The 18344-nt window shown below is 59.9% G+C and carries 18 protein-coding genes and 1 tRNA gene; 7 read left to right on the top strand and 12 right to left on the bottom strand.

Annotated elements, in window-relative coordinates; all coding sequences use genetic code 11:
• Window positions 1-76 precede the first annotated feature (76 nt).
• The 7 genes from DWY95_RS01235 to ybaK form a co-directional block, all read right to left on the bottom strand.
• Window positions 77-1258, bottom strand: a complete 1182-nt coding sequence (locus DWY95_RS01235; RefSeq protein WP_118551677.1) for a phosphoribosylaminoimidazolecarboxamide formyltransferase — start codon at window positions 1256-1258, stop codon at window positions 77-79.
• A 13-nt stretch (window positions 1259-1271) separates the two neighbouring features.
• Complete coding sequence (locus DWY95_RS01230; protein WP_097792668.1) at window positions 1272-2066, bottom strand: IMP cyclohydrolase; 795 nt, start codon at window positions 2064-2066, stop codon at window positions 1272-1274.
• 46 nt (window positions 2067-2112) lie between these two features.
• A complete protein-coding gene (gene purN / locus DWY95_RS01225) occupies window positions 2113-2709 on the bottom strand; it encodes a phosphoribosylglycinamide formyltransferase (protein WP_118551675.1) in 597 nt (198 codons plus the stop codon).
• The gene (gene purM, locus DWY95_RS01220) at window positions 2703-3749 is read right to left on the bottom strand and encodes a phosphoribosylformylglycinamidine cyclo-ligase (RefSeq protein WP_118551673.1); all 1047 of its coding nucleotides are present in this window, start codon (window positions 3747-3749) and stop codon (window positions 2703-2705) included. The genes purN and purM overlap by 7 nt, the downstream gene beginning before the upstream one ends.
• A 4-nt stretch (window positions 3750-3753) precedes the next feature.
• The gene (purF, locus tag DWY95_RS01215) at window positions 3754-5232 is read right to left on the bottom strand and encodes an amidophosphoribosyltransferase (protein WP_118551671.1); all 1479 of its coding nucleotides are present in this window, start codon (window positions 5230-5232) and stop codon (window positions 3754-3756) included.
• Complete coding sequence (gene purE / locus DWY95_RS01210) at window positions 5232-5732, bottom strand: 5-(carboxyamino)imidazole ribonucleotide mutase (protein ID WP_097792672.1); 501 nt, start codon at window positions 5730-5732, stop codon at window positions 5232-5234. The genes purF and purE overlap by 1 nt, the downstream gene beginning before the upstream one ends.
• Before the next feature lie 683 nt (window positions 5733-6415).
• Complete coding sequence (gene ybaK, locus DWY95_RS01205) at window positions 6416-6898, bottom strand: Cys-tRNA(Pro) deacylase (RefSeq protein ID WP_118551669.1); 483 nt, start codon at window positions 6896-6898, stop codon at window positions 6416-6418.
• Between the two features lie 331 nt (window positions 6899-7229).
• Here ybaK and aroF point away from each other — a divergent pair, with 331 nt between their 5' ends.
• The 3 genes from aroF to DWY95_RS01190 all read left to right on the top strand — a co-directional run bounded on the left by aroF (window position 7230) and on the right by DWY95_RS01190 (window position 9851).
• The gene (gene aroF, locus DWY95_RS01200; RefSeq protein WP_118551667.1) at window positions 7230-8243 is read left to right on the top strand and encodes a 3-deoxy-7-phosphoheptulonate synthase; all 1014 of its coding nucleotides are present in this window, start codon (window positions 7230-7232) and stop codon (window positions 8241-8243) included.
• A 91-nt stretch (window positions 8244-8334) separates the two neighbouring features.
• Window positions 8335-8757, top strand: coding sequence for a DUF3783 domain-containing protein (locus DWY95_RS01195; protein ID WP_118551665.1), 423 nt, complete (start codon window positions 8335-8337; stop codon window positions 8755-8757).
• Window positions 8754-9851 carry an FAD:protein FMN transferase gene (locus DWY95_RS01190; protein ID WP_118551663.1) on the top strand — a complete coding sequence of 366 codons (1098 nt, stop codon included), beginning with the start codon at window positions 8754-8756 and terminating at the stop codon, window positions 9849-9851. Before DWY95_RS01195 ends, DWY95_RS01190 begins: the two co-directional genes overlap by 4 nt.
• A 91-nt stretch (window positions 9852-9942) precedes the next feature.
• Here DWY95_RS01190 and DWY95_RS01185 read toward each other — a convergent pair whose 3' ends face one another.
• On the bottom strand, window positions 9943-11316 hold the full coding sequence (locus DWY95_RS01185; RefSeq protein WP_118551661.1) for a leucine-rich repeat domain-containing protein: 1374 nt from the start codon (window positions 11314-11316) through the stop codon (window positions 9943-9945).
• 176 nt (window positions 11317-11492) lie between these two features.
• On the opposite strand from DWY95_RS01185, the gene DWY95_RS01180 reads away from it, so the two are divergent.
• On the top strand, window positions 11493-11813 hold the full coding sequence (locus tag DWY95_RS01180) for a helix-turn-helix transcriptional regulator (protein ID WP_118551659.1): 321 nt from the start codon (window positions 11493-11495) through the stop codon (window positions 11811-11813).
• A 76-nt stretch (window positions 11814-11889) separates the two neighbouring features.
• Here the strand turns inward: DWY95_RS01180 and DWY95_RS01175 are convergent, their stop codons facing one another.
• Both DWY95_RS01175 and DWY95_RS01170 read right to left on the bottom strand, forming a co-directional pair.
• Complete coding sequence (locus DWY95_RS01175; protein WP_118551657.1) at window positions 11890-12816, bottom strand: Ice-structuring protein; 927 nt, start codon at window positions 12814-12816, stop codon at window positions 11890-11892.
• A 111-nt stretch (window positions 12817-12927) separates the two neighbouring features.
• Window positions 12928-13269, bottom strand: coding sequence for an arsenate reductase family protein (locus DWY95_RS01170; protein ID WP_118551655.1), 342 nt, complete (start codon window positions 13267-13269; stop codon window positions 12928-12930).
• A 121-nt stretch (window positions 13270-13390) separates the two neighbouring features.
• Between DWY95_RS01170 and DWY95_RS01165 the strand changes: the two genes are divergently transcribed.
• From DWY95_RS01165 to tsaD, 3 genes are all read left to right on the top strand, one after another.
• A complete protein-coding gene (locus tag DWY95_RS01165; protein WP_097792680.1) occupies window positions 13391-13579 on the top strand; it encodes a ferredoxin in 189 nt (62 codons plus the stop codon).
• A 147-nt stretch (window positions 13580-13726) separates the two neighbouring features.
• The gene (polA, locus tag DWY95_RS01160) at window positions 13727-16294 is read left to right on the top strand and encodes a DNA polymerase I (RefSeq protein WP_118551653.1); all 2568 of its coding nucleotides are present in this window, start codon (window positions 13727-13729) and stop codon (window positions 16292-16294) included.
• A gap of 4 nt (window positions 16295-16298) precedes the next feature.
• Window positions 16299-17306 (top strand): tRNA (adenosine(37)-N6)-threonylcarbamoyltransferase complex transferase subunit TsaD, encoded by a 1008-nt coding sequence (tsaD, locus tag DWY95_RS01155; protein WP_118551651.1) that lies wholly within the window; start codon window positions 16299-16301, stop codon window positions 17304-17306.
• Between the two features lie 210 nt (window positions 17307-17516).
• On the opposite strand, the gene DWY95_RS01150 is transcribed toward tsaD, so the two are convergent.
• Window positions 17517-17592: transfer RNA gene (locus DWY95_RS01150), tRNA-Ala, on the bottom strand.
• A gap of 81 nt (window positions 17593-17673) precedes the next feature.
• Complete coding sequence (plsY, locus tag DWY95_RS01145; protein WP_118551649.1) at window positions 17674-18333, bottom strand: glycerol-3-phosphate 1-O-acyltransferase PlsY; 660 nt, start codon at window positions 18331-18333, stop codon at window positions 17674-17676.
• Window positions 18334-18344: the final 11 nt, after the last annotated feature.

The following is an 18344-nucleotide window of genomic DNA, read 5'->3' as shown; positions in this document are numbered from 1 at the left end:
ATCTGTCCAGCATTCTCTCTATCGTCCTGCCAAAGGCTCCCACTTTGGGGGAGCTGGCGCGAAGCGCCTGAGAGGGTCAGTGATGGAACAGCCGGATGCCGCAGAAGGCCATCGCGATGTCGTACTTGTTGCAGGTGTCGATGACCTGCTGGTCGCGGATGGAGCCGCCGGGCTGGACGATGGCGGTCACGCCGGAACGGCGGGCGCGCTCGATGTTGTCACCGAAGGGGAAGAACGCATCCGAGCCCAGCGAAACGCCGGTGACCTGGCGCAGGTATTCCTTCTTTTCCTCGGCGGTCAGCGGAGCGGGCTGCTCGGTGAAGGTCTCGGCCCAGACATCGTCGCCGATGACATCTTCGGGCGTATCGCCGATGTAGACATCAATGGCATTGTCGCGGTTGGGCTTGGAGACATCGTCGCGGAAGGGCAGGTTCAGCACCTTGTCCATGTGGCGCAGCTGCCAGTTGTCGGCCTTCTGGCCCGCCAGACGGGTGCAGTGGATGCGGCTCTGCTGGCCGGCACCCACGCCGATGGTCTGGCCGTTGTAGGTATAGCAGACGCTGTTGGACTGGGTGTATTTCAGGGTGATGAGGGCGATGACGAGGTCGCGCTTCTGCTCCTCCGAGACGGTCTTGTTCTCGGTGACCCAGTTGGTCAGCATGGTGTCGGCGTTGATGACCAGCTCGTTGCGGCCCTGCTCAAAGGTGATGCCGTACACCTGCTTGTGCTCCACCGGGGCGGGCTTATACTCCGGGTCGATGGCGACCACGTTGTAGTTGCCCTTCTTCTTGCCGGACAGGATGGCCAGAGCCTCCGGCTCGTAGCCCGGTGCGATGATGCCGTCGGACACTTCGTGCTGGATGAGCTTTGCGGTGGGCACGTCGCAGACATCCGACAGGGCGATCCAGTCACCGAAGGAGGACATCCGGTCCGCACCGCGGGCGCGGGCATAGGCGCAGGCCAGCGGAGACAGCTCAAGATCCGGGGCGATGTGGTACATCTTCCGCTCCACCTCGGTCAGGGGCAGGCCCAGGGCTGCACCGGCCGGGGAAACATGCTTGAAGGATGCCGCTGCGGGCTGGCCGCAGGCCGCTTTCAGCTCCTGGACCAGCTGGATGGAGTTGAGCGCATCCAGAAAATTGATGTAGCCGGGCTTGCCGTTCAGAACGGTCACGGGCAGGTCGGAGCCATCTTCCATATAAATGCGGCTGGGCTTCTGGTTGGGGTTGCAGCCGTACTTCAGTGCCAGTTCGTTCATCCGTACTTCCTCCTTATTCTGCGCTTTCTGCGGCCAGAGCTTCCAGCTCTTCGGGCAGCAGGGCGGGTTCTTCGGGGTCTTCCTCGTCGTCGTACACGGCGTCGTATTTGTTGAAGATCATGTCGCCGGTCTCGCCGGTATCCAGGTCGATGACGCGGGCAAACAGGCTGACCTTATTGTCGGGGTTCAGGTTCTGCCACAGGCCGTGGGCAAAATCGCCGATGGTGCGGGGGCAGGCAAAGCGGAGCGGCTCGCCCTCAAAGCTGGGGATGGGGGCACCGTTGTGCTTGTAGGTGCTGATGAAGTGGCCCTCGCCTGCAACGGGCTGCGGATAATCGAAGAAGTAGCGCTGGACGCTCTCGCCATTGCCGTCGGCCGACTTCAAAATGCTCATCTGATAGCTGCCGTCCTCATACACCACAGCGGAGATGCGGGGGGTGTAGTTGGGGCCGTCCGGCTCAAAGGTGCGGGTGCGCAGGGCATCTGCAAAGCTCTTTCCCCGGCTCATGAGGTCGTAGATGGTATCGGTCTGGTCGCCGTTGGTCACGATCTGGGTCTTGCCCAGGGTCAGCACGGGGTTGTAGATGATGAGGCTGGGGTCTTCCAGCTTATCGGGGTCTGCGGCCACGGTGCAGATGCCGCCCCGCTCCGGGATGGGGTCAAACACGCGGTTGCGGCTGTTCTCGCTGCGGCCCATGATAAAATAGCCAATGAACATCTGGCGACCGTCCGGAGCCATGGCCACTGCGATGCCGCGGCCGGGATACTCGTTGGAGGCCAGATATTCGTTCAGGTCGATTTTTTCCATACTGTTCTCCTTTATTGATGTTTTTCCGCCTGCGGCAGAAAAACACTCACTGAACTTCGCCATCACAAATCATACGCACTGCCTGCGGCAGCAGCTTCCACTCAGCCTGCTCCATCACTCGCTTCTGCAGCACTTCGGGGGTGTCGCCGGGCAGGATGTCCACGGCCTTCTGCAACAGGATGGGCCCGCCGTCGCACTCCTCATTGACGAAGTGGACGGTCGCACCGGTCACCTTGCAGCCGCGGGCCAGCGCCGCCTCGTGGGGGCGCAGGCCATACATGCCGGGCCCGCAGAAGGACGGAATGAGGGCCGGGTGGACGTTCAGGATGCGGCGCGGGTAGGCCGCAATGACGCTGGGCCCCAGCACGGACAGGAATCCGGCCAGCACCACGAGGTCGATGTGGTGGCTTTTCAATGTATCCAGCAGAGCGGCGTCGAACTCTTCGCTGTTCGGGTAATCCTTGCGGCGGACGACGCAGCCCTCCACCCCGGCTTTCGCAGCCCGTTCCAGCGCATAGACGCCGGGCTTGGAGGCCACGACGAGGGTGATTTTGCCGTTGGGGTTCTCTCCACGGGCTTCGCTGTCCAGCAGGGCCTGCAGATTGGTGCCGCCGCCGGACACTAACACGGCGATGTTCAGCACAGTTCGACCCCCTCGCCCTCTGCGATGACGCCCAGCCGATAGGCTTCCGGCTCACCGTTTGCGTGGAGGATGGCCAGCGCCTTGTCGGCCTGCTCTGCGGGGACGGTCAGCACCATGCCGACACCCATGTTGAAGGTGTTGAACATATCGTGCTCAGAGATGCCGCCCACCTTCTCCATCAGGTGGAAGAGCGCCGGGGTGTGGACGTCCGCCTTGCGGATGCGGGCGCAGCAGCCCTTCTTCAGGCTGCGGGGGATATTCTCATAGAAGCCGCCGCCGGTGATGTGGGAGATGCCCTTGACATCCACCTCTTCCAGCACCTTGAGCACCGGCTTGACGTAGATCTTGGTGGGGGCCAGCAGGGCCTCGCCCAGCGTCTTGCCGCCCAGCTCAGCGGGAGCCGTCTTCAGGACATCGGGGTCGTTGTCGATGTCAAAAATTTTGCGTACCAGCGAGAAACCGTTGGAGTGCACACCCGTGGAGGGCAGGGCCAGGATGACATCGCCGGGCTTCATGGTCTCGTTGCTCAGGATCTTCTCCTTGTCCACGACGCCCACGGTGAAACCGGCCAGATCGTACTCGTCCTCCGGCATCATGCCCGGATGCTCGGCCGTCTCGCCGCCCACCAGAGAGCAGTCGGCCTGGACGCAGCCCTCGGCCACACCCTTGACGATCTCTGCGATCTTCTCCGGGATGTTGCGGCCGCAGGCGATGTAGTCCAGGAAGACCAGCGGCTTGGCACCGGCGCAGATGACGTCGTTGACGCACATGGCCACGCAGTCGATGCCGATGGTGTCATGCTTGTTCAGGAGCATGGCCAGCTTCAGCTTGGTGCCGACGCCGTCGGTGCCGGAGATGAGGACCGGGTGCTTGTAACCGGTGCAGTCCAGCTCAAACAGGCCGCCGAAGCCGCCCAGACCGCCGATGCAGTGCTCGTTCATGGTGCGGGCGACATACTGCTTCATCAGTTCAACGGAACGATAACCGGCGGTGATATCCACACCGGCTGCTGCGTAGCTTTCCGAATAGCTCTTTTCCATGGTCTTACTCTCCTAACTTTTTTGCGTCCTTGGGACGGTCGTTCAGGTGGCGTTCATGAATATCGGTCGAAAGCACCTCGTCGGGCTTGACGGCATATTCGCCGGTGAAGCAGGCGGTGCAGAAGCCGCATGAAGCGTTCTTTGCCAGCCGGACCACATGGTCTGTGGACAGGTAGCCCAGCGTATCCGCGCCGATGACCTCATTGATCTGCTCCACGGTGCGGCCGGTGGCGACCAGCAGCTTCTGGTCCGGAATGTCGGTGCCGAAATAGCAGGGATACTTGAAGGGCGGGGCCGATACGCGGAAGTGGACCTCCGCTGCACCGGCGTCCCGCAGCAGCTTGATGATGCGGGCAGAGGTGGTGCCGCGCACGATGGAGTCATCCACCAGCACGACCCGCTTGCCCTTGACGGTGCTGGACACGACGTTCAGCTTGATGCGCACACTGTTCTCGCGCTGCTTCTGGCTGCCCTGGATGAAGGTGCGGCCAATGTATTTGTTCTTGATGAAGCCGATGCCGTAGGGGATGCCGCTCTCCTCGGAGTAGCCGAGGGCGGCGTCGAGGCCGGAGTCCGGCACACCGATGACCACATCGGCCTCCACGGGGTGCTCCTGCGCTAGGAAGCGGCCTGCCTGCTTGCGGGCCTCGTGGACCGAGCTGCCCTCGATGATGCTGTCCGGGCGGGAGAAGTAGATGTACTCGAAGACGCACATCTGGGTGTCCTTCCGGCCGCAGTGATCCTTGATGCTGCGCAGCTCGCCGGTGCGGGTGTCGGCCACGACGATCTCGCCGGGCTCCACATCCCGCAGAAGCGAAGCACCGGCCGCATCCAGCGCACAGCTCTCGCTGGCGAAGACGTAGCCGCCGCCGGGCAGCGTACCGATGCACAGAGGCCGGTAGCCGCGCGGGTCACGCACTGCGATAAGCTTGGTGGACGACATGATGACGAGGCTGTAGGCACCCTCCAGCACATCCATCGTCTTGCTGATGGCCGTCTCGATGCTGCCCATCCGCAGCCGGTTGCGGGTGACGAGGTAGCAGATGACCTCGGTATCGGAGGAGCCGTGGAAAATGGCACCCTCGTTTTCCAGCTGGCGGCGAAGCTCCAGCGCATTGGTCAGGTTGCCGTTGTGGCACAGGGCCATCGTGCCCCGGCCATGCCGGACGATCATGGGCTGGGCGTTGGCCCGCACCCGGCTCCCGGCGGTGGCATAGCGGACATGGCCGGTGGCCATGTGGGCCGTGGGGCTGGACACCGACGCCAGTACCGCCGGGGTGAACACCTCGTTCACCAGGCCGAGGTCCCGGTGGCCGGTGATGACACCATCGTCGTTGACGGCGATGCCGCAGCTCTCCTGGCCGCGGTGCTGCAAAGCGTACAGGGCTGAGTAGGCTGCGGCTGCCACATCCTCGGTCCCGGCACGGTCATAGATGCCGAACACACCGCACTCTTCGTGCAGCGGATATGCAAAATCAGACATTAGAGTTCCTCAATTTCTTTCTGAAGTTTCTGTTCCTTGGCCGCGATCTGCTGCGCCATGGCAGCGCGCTCAGCGTCCAGCTTCCCGGCCAGCGCATCGTCGCTGAGAGCCAGGATCTCTGCCGCCAGCCAAGCGGCGTTCTTGGCACCGTTCAGCGCCACGGTGGCCACCGGGATGCCGCTGGGCATCTGCACCGTGGCCAGCAGTGCGTCCAGACCGTCCATCGCGCCGCCCTTCATCGGGATGCCGATGACCGGCAGCGTGGTGTTGGCCGCAAAGGCACCGGCCAGATGGGCCGCCATGCCGGCGGCGCACAGGATGACGCCGAAGCCGTTGGCCTTCGCGTTCCGGGCAAACTCTGCCGCCTCCGCCGGGGTGCGGTGCGCCGACAGGATGTGTGCCTCGAACGGGATGTCCAGCGCCTTGAGCTGGGCGCAGGCCCCCTTCACCACCGGCCAATCGCTGTCCGAACCCATGATCACAGCAACTTTACGAATCATATTTCCGAGCCTCTCTTTCTCTCTTTCCAGACTCCGTGCAAACAAAAAAGGCTGTGATGCAACTACACCACGGCCTTTTGATCCTACGGTCTGTGCAGAACACGCCCGCATGAGGTTACACGGATGCCCTGGTATCCAGTCGCACACAGACGGCGAATGGTTCCAAGCAGCAGTTCCAGCATTCCGTATTCCTCCAAATTCTCTGCGGGGATTCCCTGTTCCATCCTCTGGAACGGTGCGCTCTGCGCCGCACCGTCCTTCTGATACATACAGTTTACGGCAAAAGATCCGCTTTGCAAAGGGTGTTTGGGCAAATTCTCCCTTGTGTTCTCTTGCTCCAAAAAACTTTCAAAAGTTTTGTGCAGTTTCGACACTCATTTTCTTTTTAAGTATGACTTATTTGTGGAATATATTTTAGGGGGGGACAAACCCTCTCAGTCTCGCTTGCGCTCGACAGCTCTCCCAAAGGGAGAGCCACTGGCGAGCCGGTTTTGGCTCTACTGACCGCGCAGGCTCATCCTGCCGGAAGGCGGCGGGCTTCGCTGTTCAGGCTGGCAGCTGCTGCCAATGAGAACAAGGCCCTGCTGCGTGGGAGCCGTAAGGCGACAACGTGCAAACCTGCCCGGTCTGCCAATGGCTCCCCCTATGGGGGAGCTGCCGCCACAGGCGGCTGAGAGGGTTTCTTAAAAAATAATCCGCGCCGTCGTGGCCCGTGCCGCCTTGATGAGGTCGGCCGGTGCGCAGCAGACCTGCGTACCGATGCGGCCGCCGGAGACATAGACCTTCTCCTGCGCGAGGACGCTCTCGTCGAACACGGTGGTATACTGCTTCTTCATGCCCACCGGGCTGCAGCCGCCGCGCACATAGCCGGTGACTTTGTTGATGTCGGCCACATGGATCATGGCGACGCTCTTTTCGCCCACGCTGCGGGCCGCTGCCTTCAGGTCCAGCTCCGCTGCCACTGGGATGACAAAGACGAAATAATTTCGGCTGGCCCCCTGCGTCACCAGTGTCTTGTACACGCAGGCCGGGTCCTCGCCCAGGCTCTGGGCCACATGGATGCCGTCCACGGCCACGCCCTCCTCGTGGGGATACTCATGCGCCGTATAGGCCACCTTGGCCCGCTCCAAAATCCGCATCGCGTTGGTTTTTGCTTCTTTTCCCATACTCTATCGTCCTTTTTGTTTTCTGTACTCTATAATTCAGGTAAACCCCGTTTTTGTACAACCTCTCCGTCTCGCTTGCGCTCGACAGCTCTCCTGGCAGGAGAGGTGGCAATGCGCAGCATGGACGGAGAGGTTGTAGGAAGGATTCCTTCCCGTCTATTCTACCACTTTTCCCAAAAAATATCAAAAAGCCTCTTGACTTCAGGAAACTGAAGTGATATGATAAGCTCACGCTTCAGGAAACTGAAGTTTGATGAAACAAGCCGCGGCAACGGAGCCGGTCTCCTGTGCCGTTCCCAAAACCGTGTGAGAAGGTAAAGGAGACACCACCATGATCATCGTACTGAAACAGAACGCCCCCGACGCACAGGTCCACGAATTCTGCCGCGAGCTGGAGGGCATGGGCCTGCAGATCAACGACTCCAAGGGCAGCGACACCCACATCCTCGGCCTCATCGGCGACACCAAGGCCATTGCTGAGAGCTGGGTGCTGGCCAACCCCGTCGTCGAGACCTGCCGCCGCGTATCCGAGCCCTACAAGAAGGCCAACCGCAAGTTCCACCCGGACGACAGTGTCATCGACGTGAACGGCGTGAAGATCGGCGGCGGCAATTTCGCAGTCATCGCAGGCCCGTGCAGCATCGAAAGCGAAGAGCAGATCACCTACTGCGCCCAGCGCGTGAAGGACGCCGGTGCTTCCCTGCTGCGCGGCGGCGCGTTCAAGCCCCGCACCTCTCCGTACTCCTTCCAGGGAATGCGGAGCGAAGGTCTGGACCTGCTCAAGCTGGCCCGTCGCGCCACCGGTGCCCCCATCGTCACCGAGATCATGAACACCGAGCATCTGCCCCTGTTTGAGAACGTGGACCTCATTCAGGTCGGTGCCCGCAACATGCAGAACTTTGAACTGCTCAAGGCCGTGGGCCGCCAGAAAAAGCCCGTCCTGCTCAAGCGCGGTCTTGCCAACACGCTGGAAGAGTTCGTAATGAGCGCCGAGTACATCATGGCCGAGGGCAACGAGAACGTCATCCTCTGCGAGCGCGGCATCCGCACCTTCGAGACCAGTATGCGCAACACGCTGGATCTGGCCGGTGTGGTCATGCTCCACAAGATGACCCACCTGCCGGTCATCGTAGACCCCAGCCATGCCTGCGGCCACGCCTGGATGGTGCCGGAGCTGGCTAAGGCTGCCGTAGCAGCCGGGGCCGACGGCCTGATGATCGAGGTCCACAACAACCCCGCCAAGGCCAAGTGCGACGGTGCCCAGAGCCTGACCCCCGACCAGTTCGATGAGCTGATGCAGTTCATCGGCAAGGAGGTCGAGTTCTTCGGCAAAAAGATGAACTGAACGGTTTGAAAAAGCGCTCTTTTCGCAAGAGCGCTTTTTCTTTGCCCGGAATTGTGGTATACTAAGGTATCTTTTTGAAAGAGGTTTCTATATGAAAGCACATATCGCACGCAACCAGAACGCTGGCGTCCCGCTGGCACTGGGCTGGAATCTGTCCGCCGCCGACCGCGGCATCCTGGAGGGCATGGCCCCTGCCTTTGGCATGAAGCTTCTCCTCGTCTCCCCCGCCGATGCAGGCAAGACCGTCGCCCAGCTGCTGGGTGAGGTGGAGACCAAGGCGCCCCGCACGCTGGTGCTGGACCCGAACGCCTACCCGTCGGCCCTTGTCCTCGCCAACTTCAAGGACAAAGACGTGGACACCCTGCTCGACCTCATGAAGCAGGCTCAGGTGAATATCCCACTCAAAGCCCTCGTGACCCCCTCCAACAAGAACTGGGTCTTCGGCGACCTGCTGGCCCATCTGCAGGAGGAGCACACCGCCTTCACCGCTGCAAAGGAGACCGCCCACGCATGAAACGCATCCTGTCTGTTTTCCTGTCTGCCGCGCTCTGCCTGAGCCTGCTGGCCGGCTGCGGCCGTGCCGCTTCGTCCGGCGCTTCCAGCAGCACCGCCGACGGCCCGCAGCGCTACTCCACCGTGTTCTATGACGCCTTTGACACCGTGACCCAGGTCATCGCCTACTGCGACAGCGAGGAGGAGTTCGCCGCCCAGATGGACGCTCTCCACGCCGACCTGCTGGAATATCACAAGCTCTACGACATCTACAACGACTACGACGGCGTCACCAACGTCAAGACCATCAACGACAACGCTGGCCTCGCCCCCGTGACCGTGGACGACAAGATTCTGGGGATGCTGGAGCTGGCCCAGACCATGTACGACACCACCGACGGCAAGCTGAACATCGCCATGGGCAGTGTGCTCAACATCTGGCACAATTATCGTGAAGCTGCCCTCGCCGACACCGACGACAGCAACAACCAGCTGCCCACGCAGGACGAGCTGGATGCTGCCGCCCAGCACTGCGACATCCACGACCTCGTCATCGACGACAACGCCCGAACGGTCTTTCTGACCGACCCGGAGATGTCCCTGGATGTGGGCAGCGTGGGCAAAGGCTACGCCGTGGAGATGGTCGCTCAGGCTGCCGAGGCCCGCGGCCTGACCAGCGCCCTCATCAGCGTGGGCGGCAACCTGCGGGCCATCGGCACCAAGCCCGACGGCTCCCAGTGGGTCGGCGGTGTGGAAGACCCGTGGAACGCTTCGGACGTCTACACTGGCAGCTCCTCCTCGGTGGCCGCTGTCAAAATGAGCGACCTCTCCCTCGTCACCAGCGGCGACTATCAGCGCTACTATCTTGTCGATGGTGTGCGCTACCACCACCTCATCAACCCCGCCACCCTCTGGCCCGCCGCCTACTTTGACGGCGTGAGCGTGCTGGCCCCCGATTCCGGCGTCGCCGACTGCCTGACCACCGGCCTGTTCTGCATGCCGCTGGAAGAAGGCCAGGCCATCGTCGAGAGCCTCGACGGTGTCGAAGCTCTCTGGTGCACCACCGATGGGCAGATCGTCAAGTCCAGCGGATGGGATGAAAAGGCCAATGGATGAGGCTTTGGTCTGCTGAGATTCCCAGAAAATGAACAACACCCCCGGCCTGAGACGTTTGCCGCGTCCCGGACCGGGGGTGTTGCTTATTTACTCAATAACCAATAACTGTCGCTGTCTGGTTCCAGTAACGTTTTATAAAAGAGTTCGTCAGATATTTATTGCCATTGTATGTATCATACGAAGGCCTTCCATCACTGATAAGTATATTATTCCACGTTTCTTCACTACCACCAAAATATACATTGCTCAGCGATGTGCACTTATCAAATGCACAAGAGTTAATTTTTTTTACACTACTCGGAATATAAATATCCCGAAGCGAATTACAGAACTGGAATGTTTGACTACTGATTTCAGAAATATTTTCTGGAAGCGCTATTTTAACCAATGCCGTACAATGCCAAAATGCCACTTCGCGAATCGAAGACATTGACTTTGGAAGTTTAATAGTTACAAGCGCACTACAACTGTCAAATGCACCTTTTCCAAGAATTTTGACACTCTCCGGAATTGTTACATCACTTAGATTTTTGCATTCCTGGAAAGTCCAATCTTTGACTTCCGTCACACCTTTTGGAATTACGACCGATCGTAGTGAGGTACAGCAGGCAAAGGCATAACTCCCAATATCCGTAACAGAATCCGGCAGTATAATGTTTTCCAGCAATCTGCATCCATAGAAAATATAGTTTCCGAGTGTTTTCACCTCCGAAGGAAACACTATATTCTGAAGCTTTTCGCAATTCCTGAACATTTCACTTGGCAAACTGCGAATGCTGTTTTCGAATGTAACACTTCCTAAATTCTTGCAATTTCTAAATGTTGCCCCTGCAAACTCCGTTTTTCCTTTGATCGACACCTTAGATAAAGACGCATTCTCTTCAAACGCTGACGAACCAACGCTTGCCAAACTCTTTGGTAAAGTCACTTCATCCAGATTTGTACCCTTAAACGCTATTGTTCCAATCTTTTTCAAGCCTTCCGGCAGAACAACACTCGTCAAATTTGTACATTGGTAAAAAGCCTGGTCACCAATACTCTGCACGCAGTTTGGGATAACAAGACTTTCTATGTCATTATTTTTATAGAGACATTGGTAGCCAATTGCACTCACTACATATCCATCGTATTTTTCCGGGATACGAAGCTCACCGGATGGCACCTTTTCGGCAGTTTTATCATAGCCTTTCAGTGTAATCGTTCCGTCCTCATTTTTGCTGTACATCCACTTGATGCCATCCGTCTGTTCAGATTCCTGCGGTTCAGACGAAGTGCTTTCCGAGGAAGGCGCACTTGGTGCACTCTCCGATGTGGCCGGAGCCTCCGTACTACTGCTTGCACTGGACGGCATTGAATCAGCGGGGGCCTCCGGAACCTCACCGCCGCCACTGCATCCCGTCAGAAACATTGCCGCAATGACAGCACTGACCGACAAAGCATAGAACGTTCGAAGATGTAAACGCATAATTCCACTCCTTCACTGATTTTGTGATTCCAAAGCTTTTGGAGAAAACCATTTTCTCCTGTTTGATTCCATTATAGGCATATTGTTTTATTAAGTCAAGTTAATCTATTAAATTATTATTCTTTCAGTTTAATCCTGTATTGTCAGTATAAGATACATACAGGAGGTCAACTTCTATGATTGACTATGCTACAATCGGCAAACGCATTCAAACCAAACGACAGGAGCGGAACATCACGCAGGAAAAATTGGCCGAGCAGGTCGGCATTTCGGTGGTCTATCTGTCCAAAATAGAAAATGGCCGCGTATATCCCACCTTGGAAACACTCTCCAATATCTGTACGGAATTGGATACAGAGCTGGCTGAGATTCTGACCAACACCGAAATCGCACGTAAAGACTATGCCAATGACCGCGTGGTGGAATTGTTCAATTCCTGCTCCATGCGTGTCAAACCCATTGCGCTGGCTCTGTTGGAGGACCTATCCAAACTATAACCGACAAGCAAAAAAGTCCCCGCCAGGAGAGGAACTTCCTCTCAAGGCGGGGACTCTGCTTTTCTATTCTGTCTTCTTACCCTGCCGCGCTCTGCGATGCTGCTTCACTGGCGGCGGCACTGCCGGCATCGGCAGCGCTGCTCTCGGCGGCGGTGCTGTCGGCAGGCTCCGAAGCGGGGGCTGCTTCCCCGGAAGCCGCTTCGCTGGCAGCTGCGGAGTCACCCGCTGTGGCGAGGATGGCGTCCTGCACCTCGCTGTCCGCCAGCGGCATCGGCTCAGCGGCAGCCGACGACGCGGTGCTTTCGGGCTTGGTCTCGCTGTCGGTCAGGCCGGTCAGATACCAGCTGCCGCTCTGGCGACTGAACAGATAGTCCATATACTTGGTGGGCGTATCGGAGGCTGCGTTCAGGATGCTGTCATCCACGCTCTGGGTGGGGATATAGCCCACCGTGACATGGAGCAGACCGTCCTTCTTGAACAGCCGGGTGACGGTGGCGCGGTAGGTGCCCACGCTGCCCGTGACCGGGATCTTGTAGCACTGGGTCGTCTCGTCAAATTCGACGGTCATATCATCCATCTCAAAGCTCTTGTGGGTCATCTTGAAGCTGGGGCCCACGAGCTTGGCCAGATAGGCGTCCACATCCACCGAGGGAAGCAGCAGCTGCTCGGTGTCGGGGTCGGTGTTGTAGTTGTCGAAGCCGCCCTGGGTCTCCTGGATGCTGTACACGCAGCCCCAGACCGCCGCTTCGCGCAGGGTCAGGTCGTCGATGTTCTCGATGCCGTCAAAGGGAACGGGGTCGAACAGGACCAGGCCTTCGAGCTTGTCCTCATACTCCTGCCGCTGCTGGGTATCGTCGAACAGGTTTGCCACGGTGCGCACACCGGCGCGCACCACGGTCACGGCACCCACCAGCACCAGCACCGCCACCAGCAGGCCCAGTGCCTGCCGGGCGCGGCGGCGGTGGAGCCGGGCGTGTTCTTCCGGGGTCATATAGGTTTTCATATTCTATTCGTCTCCTAATTGGATATCGTAGGGGCCACACTGTGTTTTAGTATACCACGATTCGCCCCAAAGTGCAAAATCCGGCGCGTGGATTTTTTGTGAAAGCGCGTGTTATTCCCAGTTCTTCCAGACATCGGGCTGATAGCCCACGGTGGCCTGCCGCCCGTTGCGGACGATGGGCGTTTTGAACAGCTGCTGGTTCTCGAACAGCTTGTCCTCCTTCTGCCAGTCCACCAGAGCGTCCAGCAGCGCAAGGGTCTGCTTGTCCTTCGCCGCCGGGTCCACCAGCTTTTCCCAGCCGCCCAGCGCGCGGGCCACGTTCTCAAATTCGCCCCGGCTCATGCCTTTTTCCTTCAGGTCGATCATCTGGAACCGGACGCCCCGCTCCTTGAAATAGCGCTGGGCCTTTTTGGTATCGAAGCACTTGTTCGTGCCGAAGATCTGAATGTTCATCGTTTCATCCTCCCGGAAAGTCTCAGCCTATTGTACCATACTTGCACCGAAAAGCATAGGGATATTTCCATGCCCCGGCGGGAAAACTAGCAGCATCCCAAATTGGAAGGAGGAGCATCCCATGAAAGCATTCGTTGACCCAGACCTCTGCATCGGCTGCACCCAGTGTGCAGGGCTCTGCCCGGAGGTATTCACGATGGAGGGCACCCTGGCCGTGGCCCTTCTGGGTGAGATCCCCGCCGAGGCAGTGCCCCAGGCTGTGGACGCTGCCCAGACCTGCCCGGTGAGCGCGATCCGGATCGAGGCGTGACCCTCTCCGGCATCCCCTCTTCTCTCGGCTCGACTGAGAGGTTGTACGAAGAGGGGCTACATCAAAAATTTTCAAAAAATCCTCCGATATCCTCCGCTTTGTGCTATACTATAAGATGTGAAATTATGTTACGGAGGATCAAAGCCTATGCGTTTACTGGTCATTGACGGCAACAGCATCGCGAACCGTGCCTTTTTCGGCATCAAGCTGCTGACCACCAAGGACGGCCGCTATACCAACGCCATTTATGGTTTTCTGAATATTCTGCTCTCTCTGCTCAAGGAGTACGACCCGGACGAGGTCGCCGTCGCGTTCGACCTCAAAGCCCCCACCTTCCGCCACAAGATGTACGATGGCTACAAAGCCACCCGCCATGGGATGCCCGAAGAGCTGGCGCAGCAGATGCCGGTGCTGAAAGAGCTGCTGGCCGACCTGGGCTACCGGGAAGTGACGGCCGAGGGCTGGGAGGCCGACGACATCCTGGGCACCCTGGCCGCAGCCTGCGACGCCCGCAAAGACGACTGCTTCCTGGCCACGGGAGACCGCGACAGCCTGCAGCTGGTAAGCGAGAGCACCACGGTCCTGCTGGCCACCACCGCCATGGGCCGCAGCAAGACCGTGGCCATGGATGTGGCTGCCATTGAGGAAAAATACGGCATCCAGCCCCGGCAGCTCATTGAGGTGAAGAGCCTGATGGGCGACACGTCCGACAACATCCCCGGTGTGCGGGGCATCGGCGAAAAGACCGCTCTCGCGCTGGTGCAGAAGTTCGGCACACTGGAAAACGTGTATGCCAATATTGATGACAAGGTCATCAAGCCCAAGCAGCGGGAGCACCTGTTGGAATGCAAGGCCGATGCCGAGCTGAGCCATCTGCTGGGCACCATCCGCACCGATGCGCCCATCGACACCGCCGAGGGCGCTTACAAGGTGGGCGAGGGCAACAAGGCCGCTGCCGTGAAGCTCCTGCAGGAGTTGGAGATCCACTCCCTCATTCCCCGGTTCGGGCTGGACGGCGTCGCCCCGGCGGCCGACCCGGAGACGCTGCCCGCCGTGGAGGGCAGCGTGGACGTCCTGCCCCTGACGCCGTCCGGGCATTACCTGCTGGCCGCGCGGCCTGCCGTGACCGGCAAGCAGGGCACGAAAAACGTCGTGCTTCAGCCGGAAGCCTGGTATGCCGTGCAGGACACCACCGTCTATCCCCTGTCAGACGACGCGCTGGTCCGCCTGCTGGACGACCCCGCCGTGACGCTGGACGTCTTCGACTCCGCCCCGCTCTATGCGCTGGCCATGGCCCACGGCGGCTGGGGCAGCAGCATCGTGTGGGACGGCAAGCTGGCCGCCTACTTGCTGGACGCCTCGGCTTCGAAATATCAGGTCTCCGAGCTGCTGACAAGCTATAAGACGCAGGCCGCGTTCACCTGTGAGGCCTGGCCCGATGCCGGTTCGCTGGCCGACCTTTTTGCCCGGATGAAGGCTGAGATCACCGCGCGGGACGAGGATGCGCTGTACAATGACATCGAGTTCCCGCTGGCCCAGGTGCTGGCCGACATGACCCGCACCGGCATCCTGGTGGACCGGGACGGCATTGAGGCGTTCGGCCTGCGGATGCGCAGCGAGCTTTCGGAGGTGCTGGCCCGCATCCAGATGGAGACCGGCAGCACCAGCTTCAACCCCAACAGCCCCAAGCAGCTGGGCGAGATGCTCTTCGATACCATGGGTCTGCCCCACGGCAAAAAGACCCAGCGCGGCTGGTCTACCGACGCCGAGACGCTGGAATCCCTGCGGGATTACCCGCTGGTCGAGGACATTTTGCAGTACCGTGCCTACCAGAAACTGAACTCCACCTACGTGGAGGGCCTGCTGAAGGTCATCGCGGAGGATGGCCGCATCCACACCCGCTTCAACCAGACCGAAGCCCGCACCGGCCGTCTCTCCTCCGACAACCCCAACCTGCAGAACATCCCCATCCGCACCGAGCTGGGCAGCCAGCTGCGGGCCTACTTCATCGCAAAGCCCGGCTGTGTGCTGGTGGATGCCGATTACAGCCAGATCGAGCTGCGCATCCTCGCCCACATCACCGGCGACGAACACATGCAGCAGGCCTTCCGCAGCGGAGAGGACATCCACCGCTCCACCGCCGCCAAGATCTACAACCTGCCGTTGGAGGCCGTCACGCCCCGCATCCGCTCTTCGGCCAAGGCCATCAACTTCGGCATCATGTACGGCAAGGGCGCGTACAGCCTCTCGAAGGACATCGGCGTCTCCGTCAAAGAGGCGGACGTCTTCCTCAAAAATTATCTGGCCGCGTTCCCCAAGGTAAGCGGCTACATGGACAAGACCATCGCCGACGCGCGGGCGTGCGGCTACGTTTCCACTCTGTTCGGACGCCGCCGCGCCCTGCCGGAGCTGACCAGTACCAACCGGAACATCCGGGCCAGCGGCGAGCGGATGGCCCGCAACACACCCATCCAGGGCACGGCTGCCGACGTCATCAAGCTGGCCATGGTGCGGGTCTGGCGGCGTCTGCGGGACGAGAAAATGGAGAGCCGTCTCATTCTGACCGTCCACGATGAACTCATCGTGGAAGCACCGGAGGCCGAAGCCGAAAAGGCCGCCGCCATCCTGCGGGAAGAGATGGAAGGCTGTGTGCAGTACGCCGTGCCTCTGAGCACCGACGTGCACACCGGCAAAAACTGGCTGGAGGCCCATTGATACTATGATCGTTTTAGGAATCGAATCCACCTGCGACGAGACTGCCGCAGCCCTGGTGGAGGATGGCCGGCATCTGCTGAGCAACGTCATCTCCACCAGCGTAAAAGAACAGGCGCTGTATGGCGGCGTCGTACCGGAGATCGCCAGCCGCCGCCACTGCGAGTTCATCAGCGCCACCGTGAAAAAGGCCCTGCTGGATGCCGACAAGACCATCGACGACGTGGACGCCGTGGCCGTCACCTTTGCGCCCGGCCTCATCGGGGCCGTGCTCGTGGGCGTGAACTTCGCCAAAGGGCTGGCCTACTCGGCCGACAAGCCGCTGGTGCCGGTGCATCATCTGCGCGGTCACATCGCGGCGCTCTACCTCACCCACCCGGAACTCAAGCCGCCCTTCCTCTGTCTGGTGGCCTCCGGCGGCCACAGCCACATCGTGGAAGTGCAGGACTACACCCATTACCACATCCTCGGCCACACCGTGGACGATGCGGCAGGCGAAGCCTTTGACAAGGTAGCGCGGACGCTGGGTCTGCCCTACCCCGGCGGGCCGAGCGTTGCCAACGCTGCCAAGACCGGCGACCCCAAAGCCTACCGCCTGCCGGTGCCCCATGTGGACGGCAAGTACAACGTCAGCTTCTCCGGCCTGAAGACCGCCGTGCTGAACGAGGTGAACAAGGCCCAGATGAAGGGCGAGGAAGTCAACGTGCCCGACCTTGCCGCCAGCTTTCAGGAGCGCATCGCAGGCATCCTGGCCGAAAAACTGCTCCTGGCCGCAGCCGACACCGGAGCGAAGCAGGTCTGCCTGGCGGGCGGCGTCGCAGCCAATGGCCGGCTGCGCCAGCTCGTCAACGACGGCGCACAGAAGCTGGGTGCCAAAGTCTACCTGCCGGAGCTCAAGTTCTGCGGCGACAACGGCGCAATGATCGCCGCCCAGGGCTACTACCAGTACATCGCCGGGCACACCGCCGGGCTGGAGCTCAACGGCCTGCCCACCCTGCCCATCGACTACGAATAATATCGTTCAAAAACGAAAAGAGAGGCGTTTCCGTCTGTGCTGTACCCAGACGAAGATGCCTCTCGTTTGTTGCATAGCGCGGAATCGCGGGGGCGTAACTCGACCGCCTGCAAAAGCCCAAAAACGGTGCAGGCGAAGCAATGCAACCCCCAAAATCGGCTTCAGTAAAAAAGAAAAGCACCGTACTTCCTACGAAGTACAGTGCTTTTTTGGTGGAGAATAGCGGGATCGAACCGCTGACCTCTTGCATGCCATGCAAGCGCTCTCCCAGCTGAGCTAATCCCCCACATGTTTGGTTTCGTGTCTTGCGACGTGAGTTATTATACCAGCAATGGAGAGATTTGTCAACTTCTTTTTTCAAGTTTTTTTATTTTTTGTGTTTCCGGCCGAAGCGGTACTCCTGCCCTGCGCGGATGCGCTGGATATTGGCACGGTGCATATAGACGACCATGCCGCCCATGATGGCCGCACCGGTCACGCAGACGACAAGGTCGCCCACGGCCAGCCCCTTGAGCAGACCGTAGAGGAGGGTCAGCACCGGGTAGGACGCGGCCATGACGATGCTGCCCAGTGAGACCATGCCGGTGGGCAGCAGGCAGAGCAGGAAGATCGCCGCCAGAAAGGGCAGCAGAATGGGCTGGATGGCCAGAATGGCACCGCCCGCCACCAGCACACCCTTGCCGCCCTTGAAGCCAAAGTAGAGAGGCTTCAGGTGGCCGACCACGGCCAGGATGGCGGTCAGATAAACGCCGAGGTAGGGCGAAACGGCTGCGTTTTCGGGCAGGAAGCCAAACAGCCACCGGCCGATGCAGACCGCCGCCACGCCCTTGAGCACATCTCCCGCAGCGGTCAGGGCTGCGGCTTTTTTGCCAAAGGTGCGCAGCATATTGGTCATGCCGGCGGCACCGCTGCCGTAGTTGCGGACGTCATCGTGGTAGAGGTACTTACTGACCAGGATGCCGGTGTCGATGCTGCCCAGCAGGTATGCCTGCGCCGCGGCAGCGAGGACGATCAGGATCGTCATCATCAACCGTCTGC

Source organism: Faecalibacterium sp. AF28-13AC, assembly GCF_003478405.1.
Lineage (GTDB): Bacteria > Bacillota > Clostridia > Oscillospirales > Ruminococcaceae > Faecalibacterium > Faecalibacterium prausnitzii_E.
Note: the sequence above shows the minus strand (reverse complement) of the source record. Positions and strands in the feature narration are given on the sequence as shown.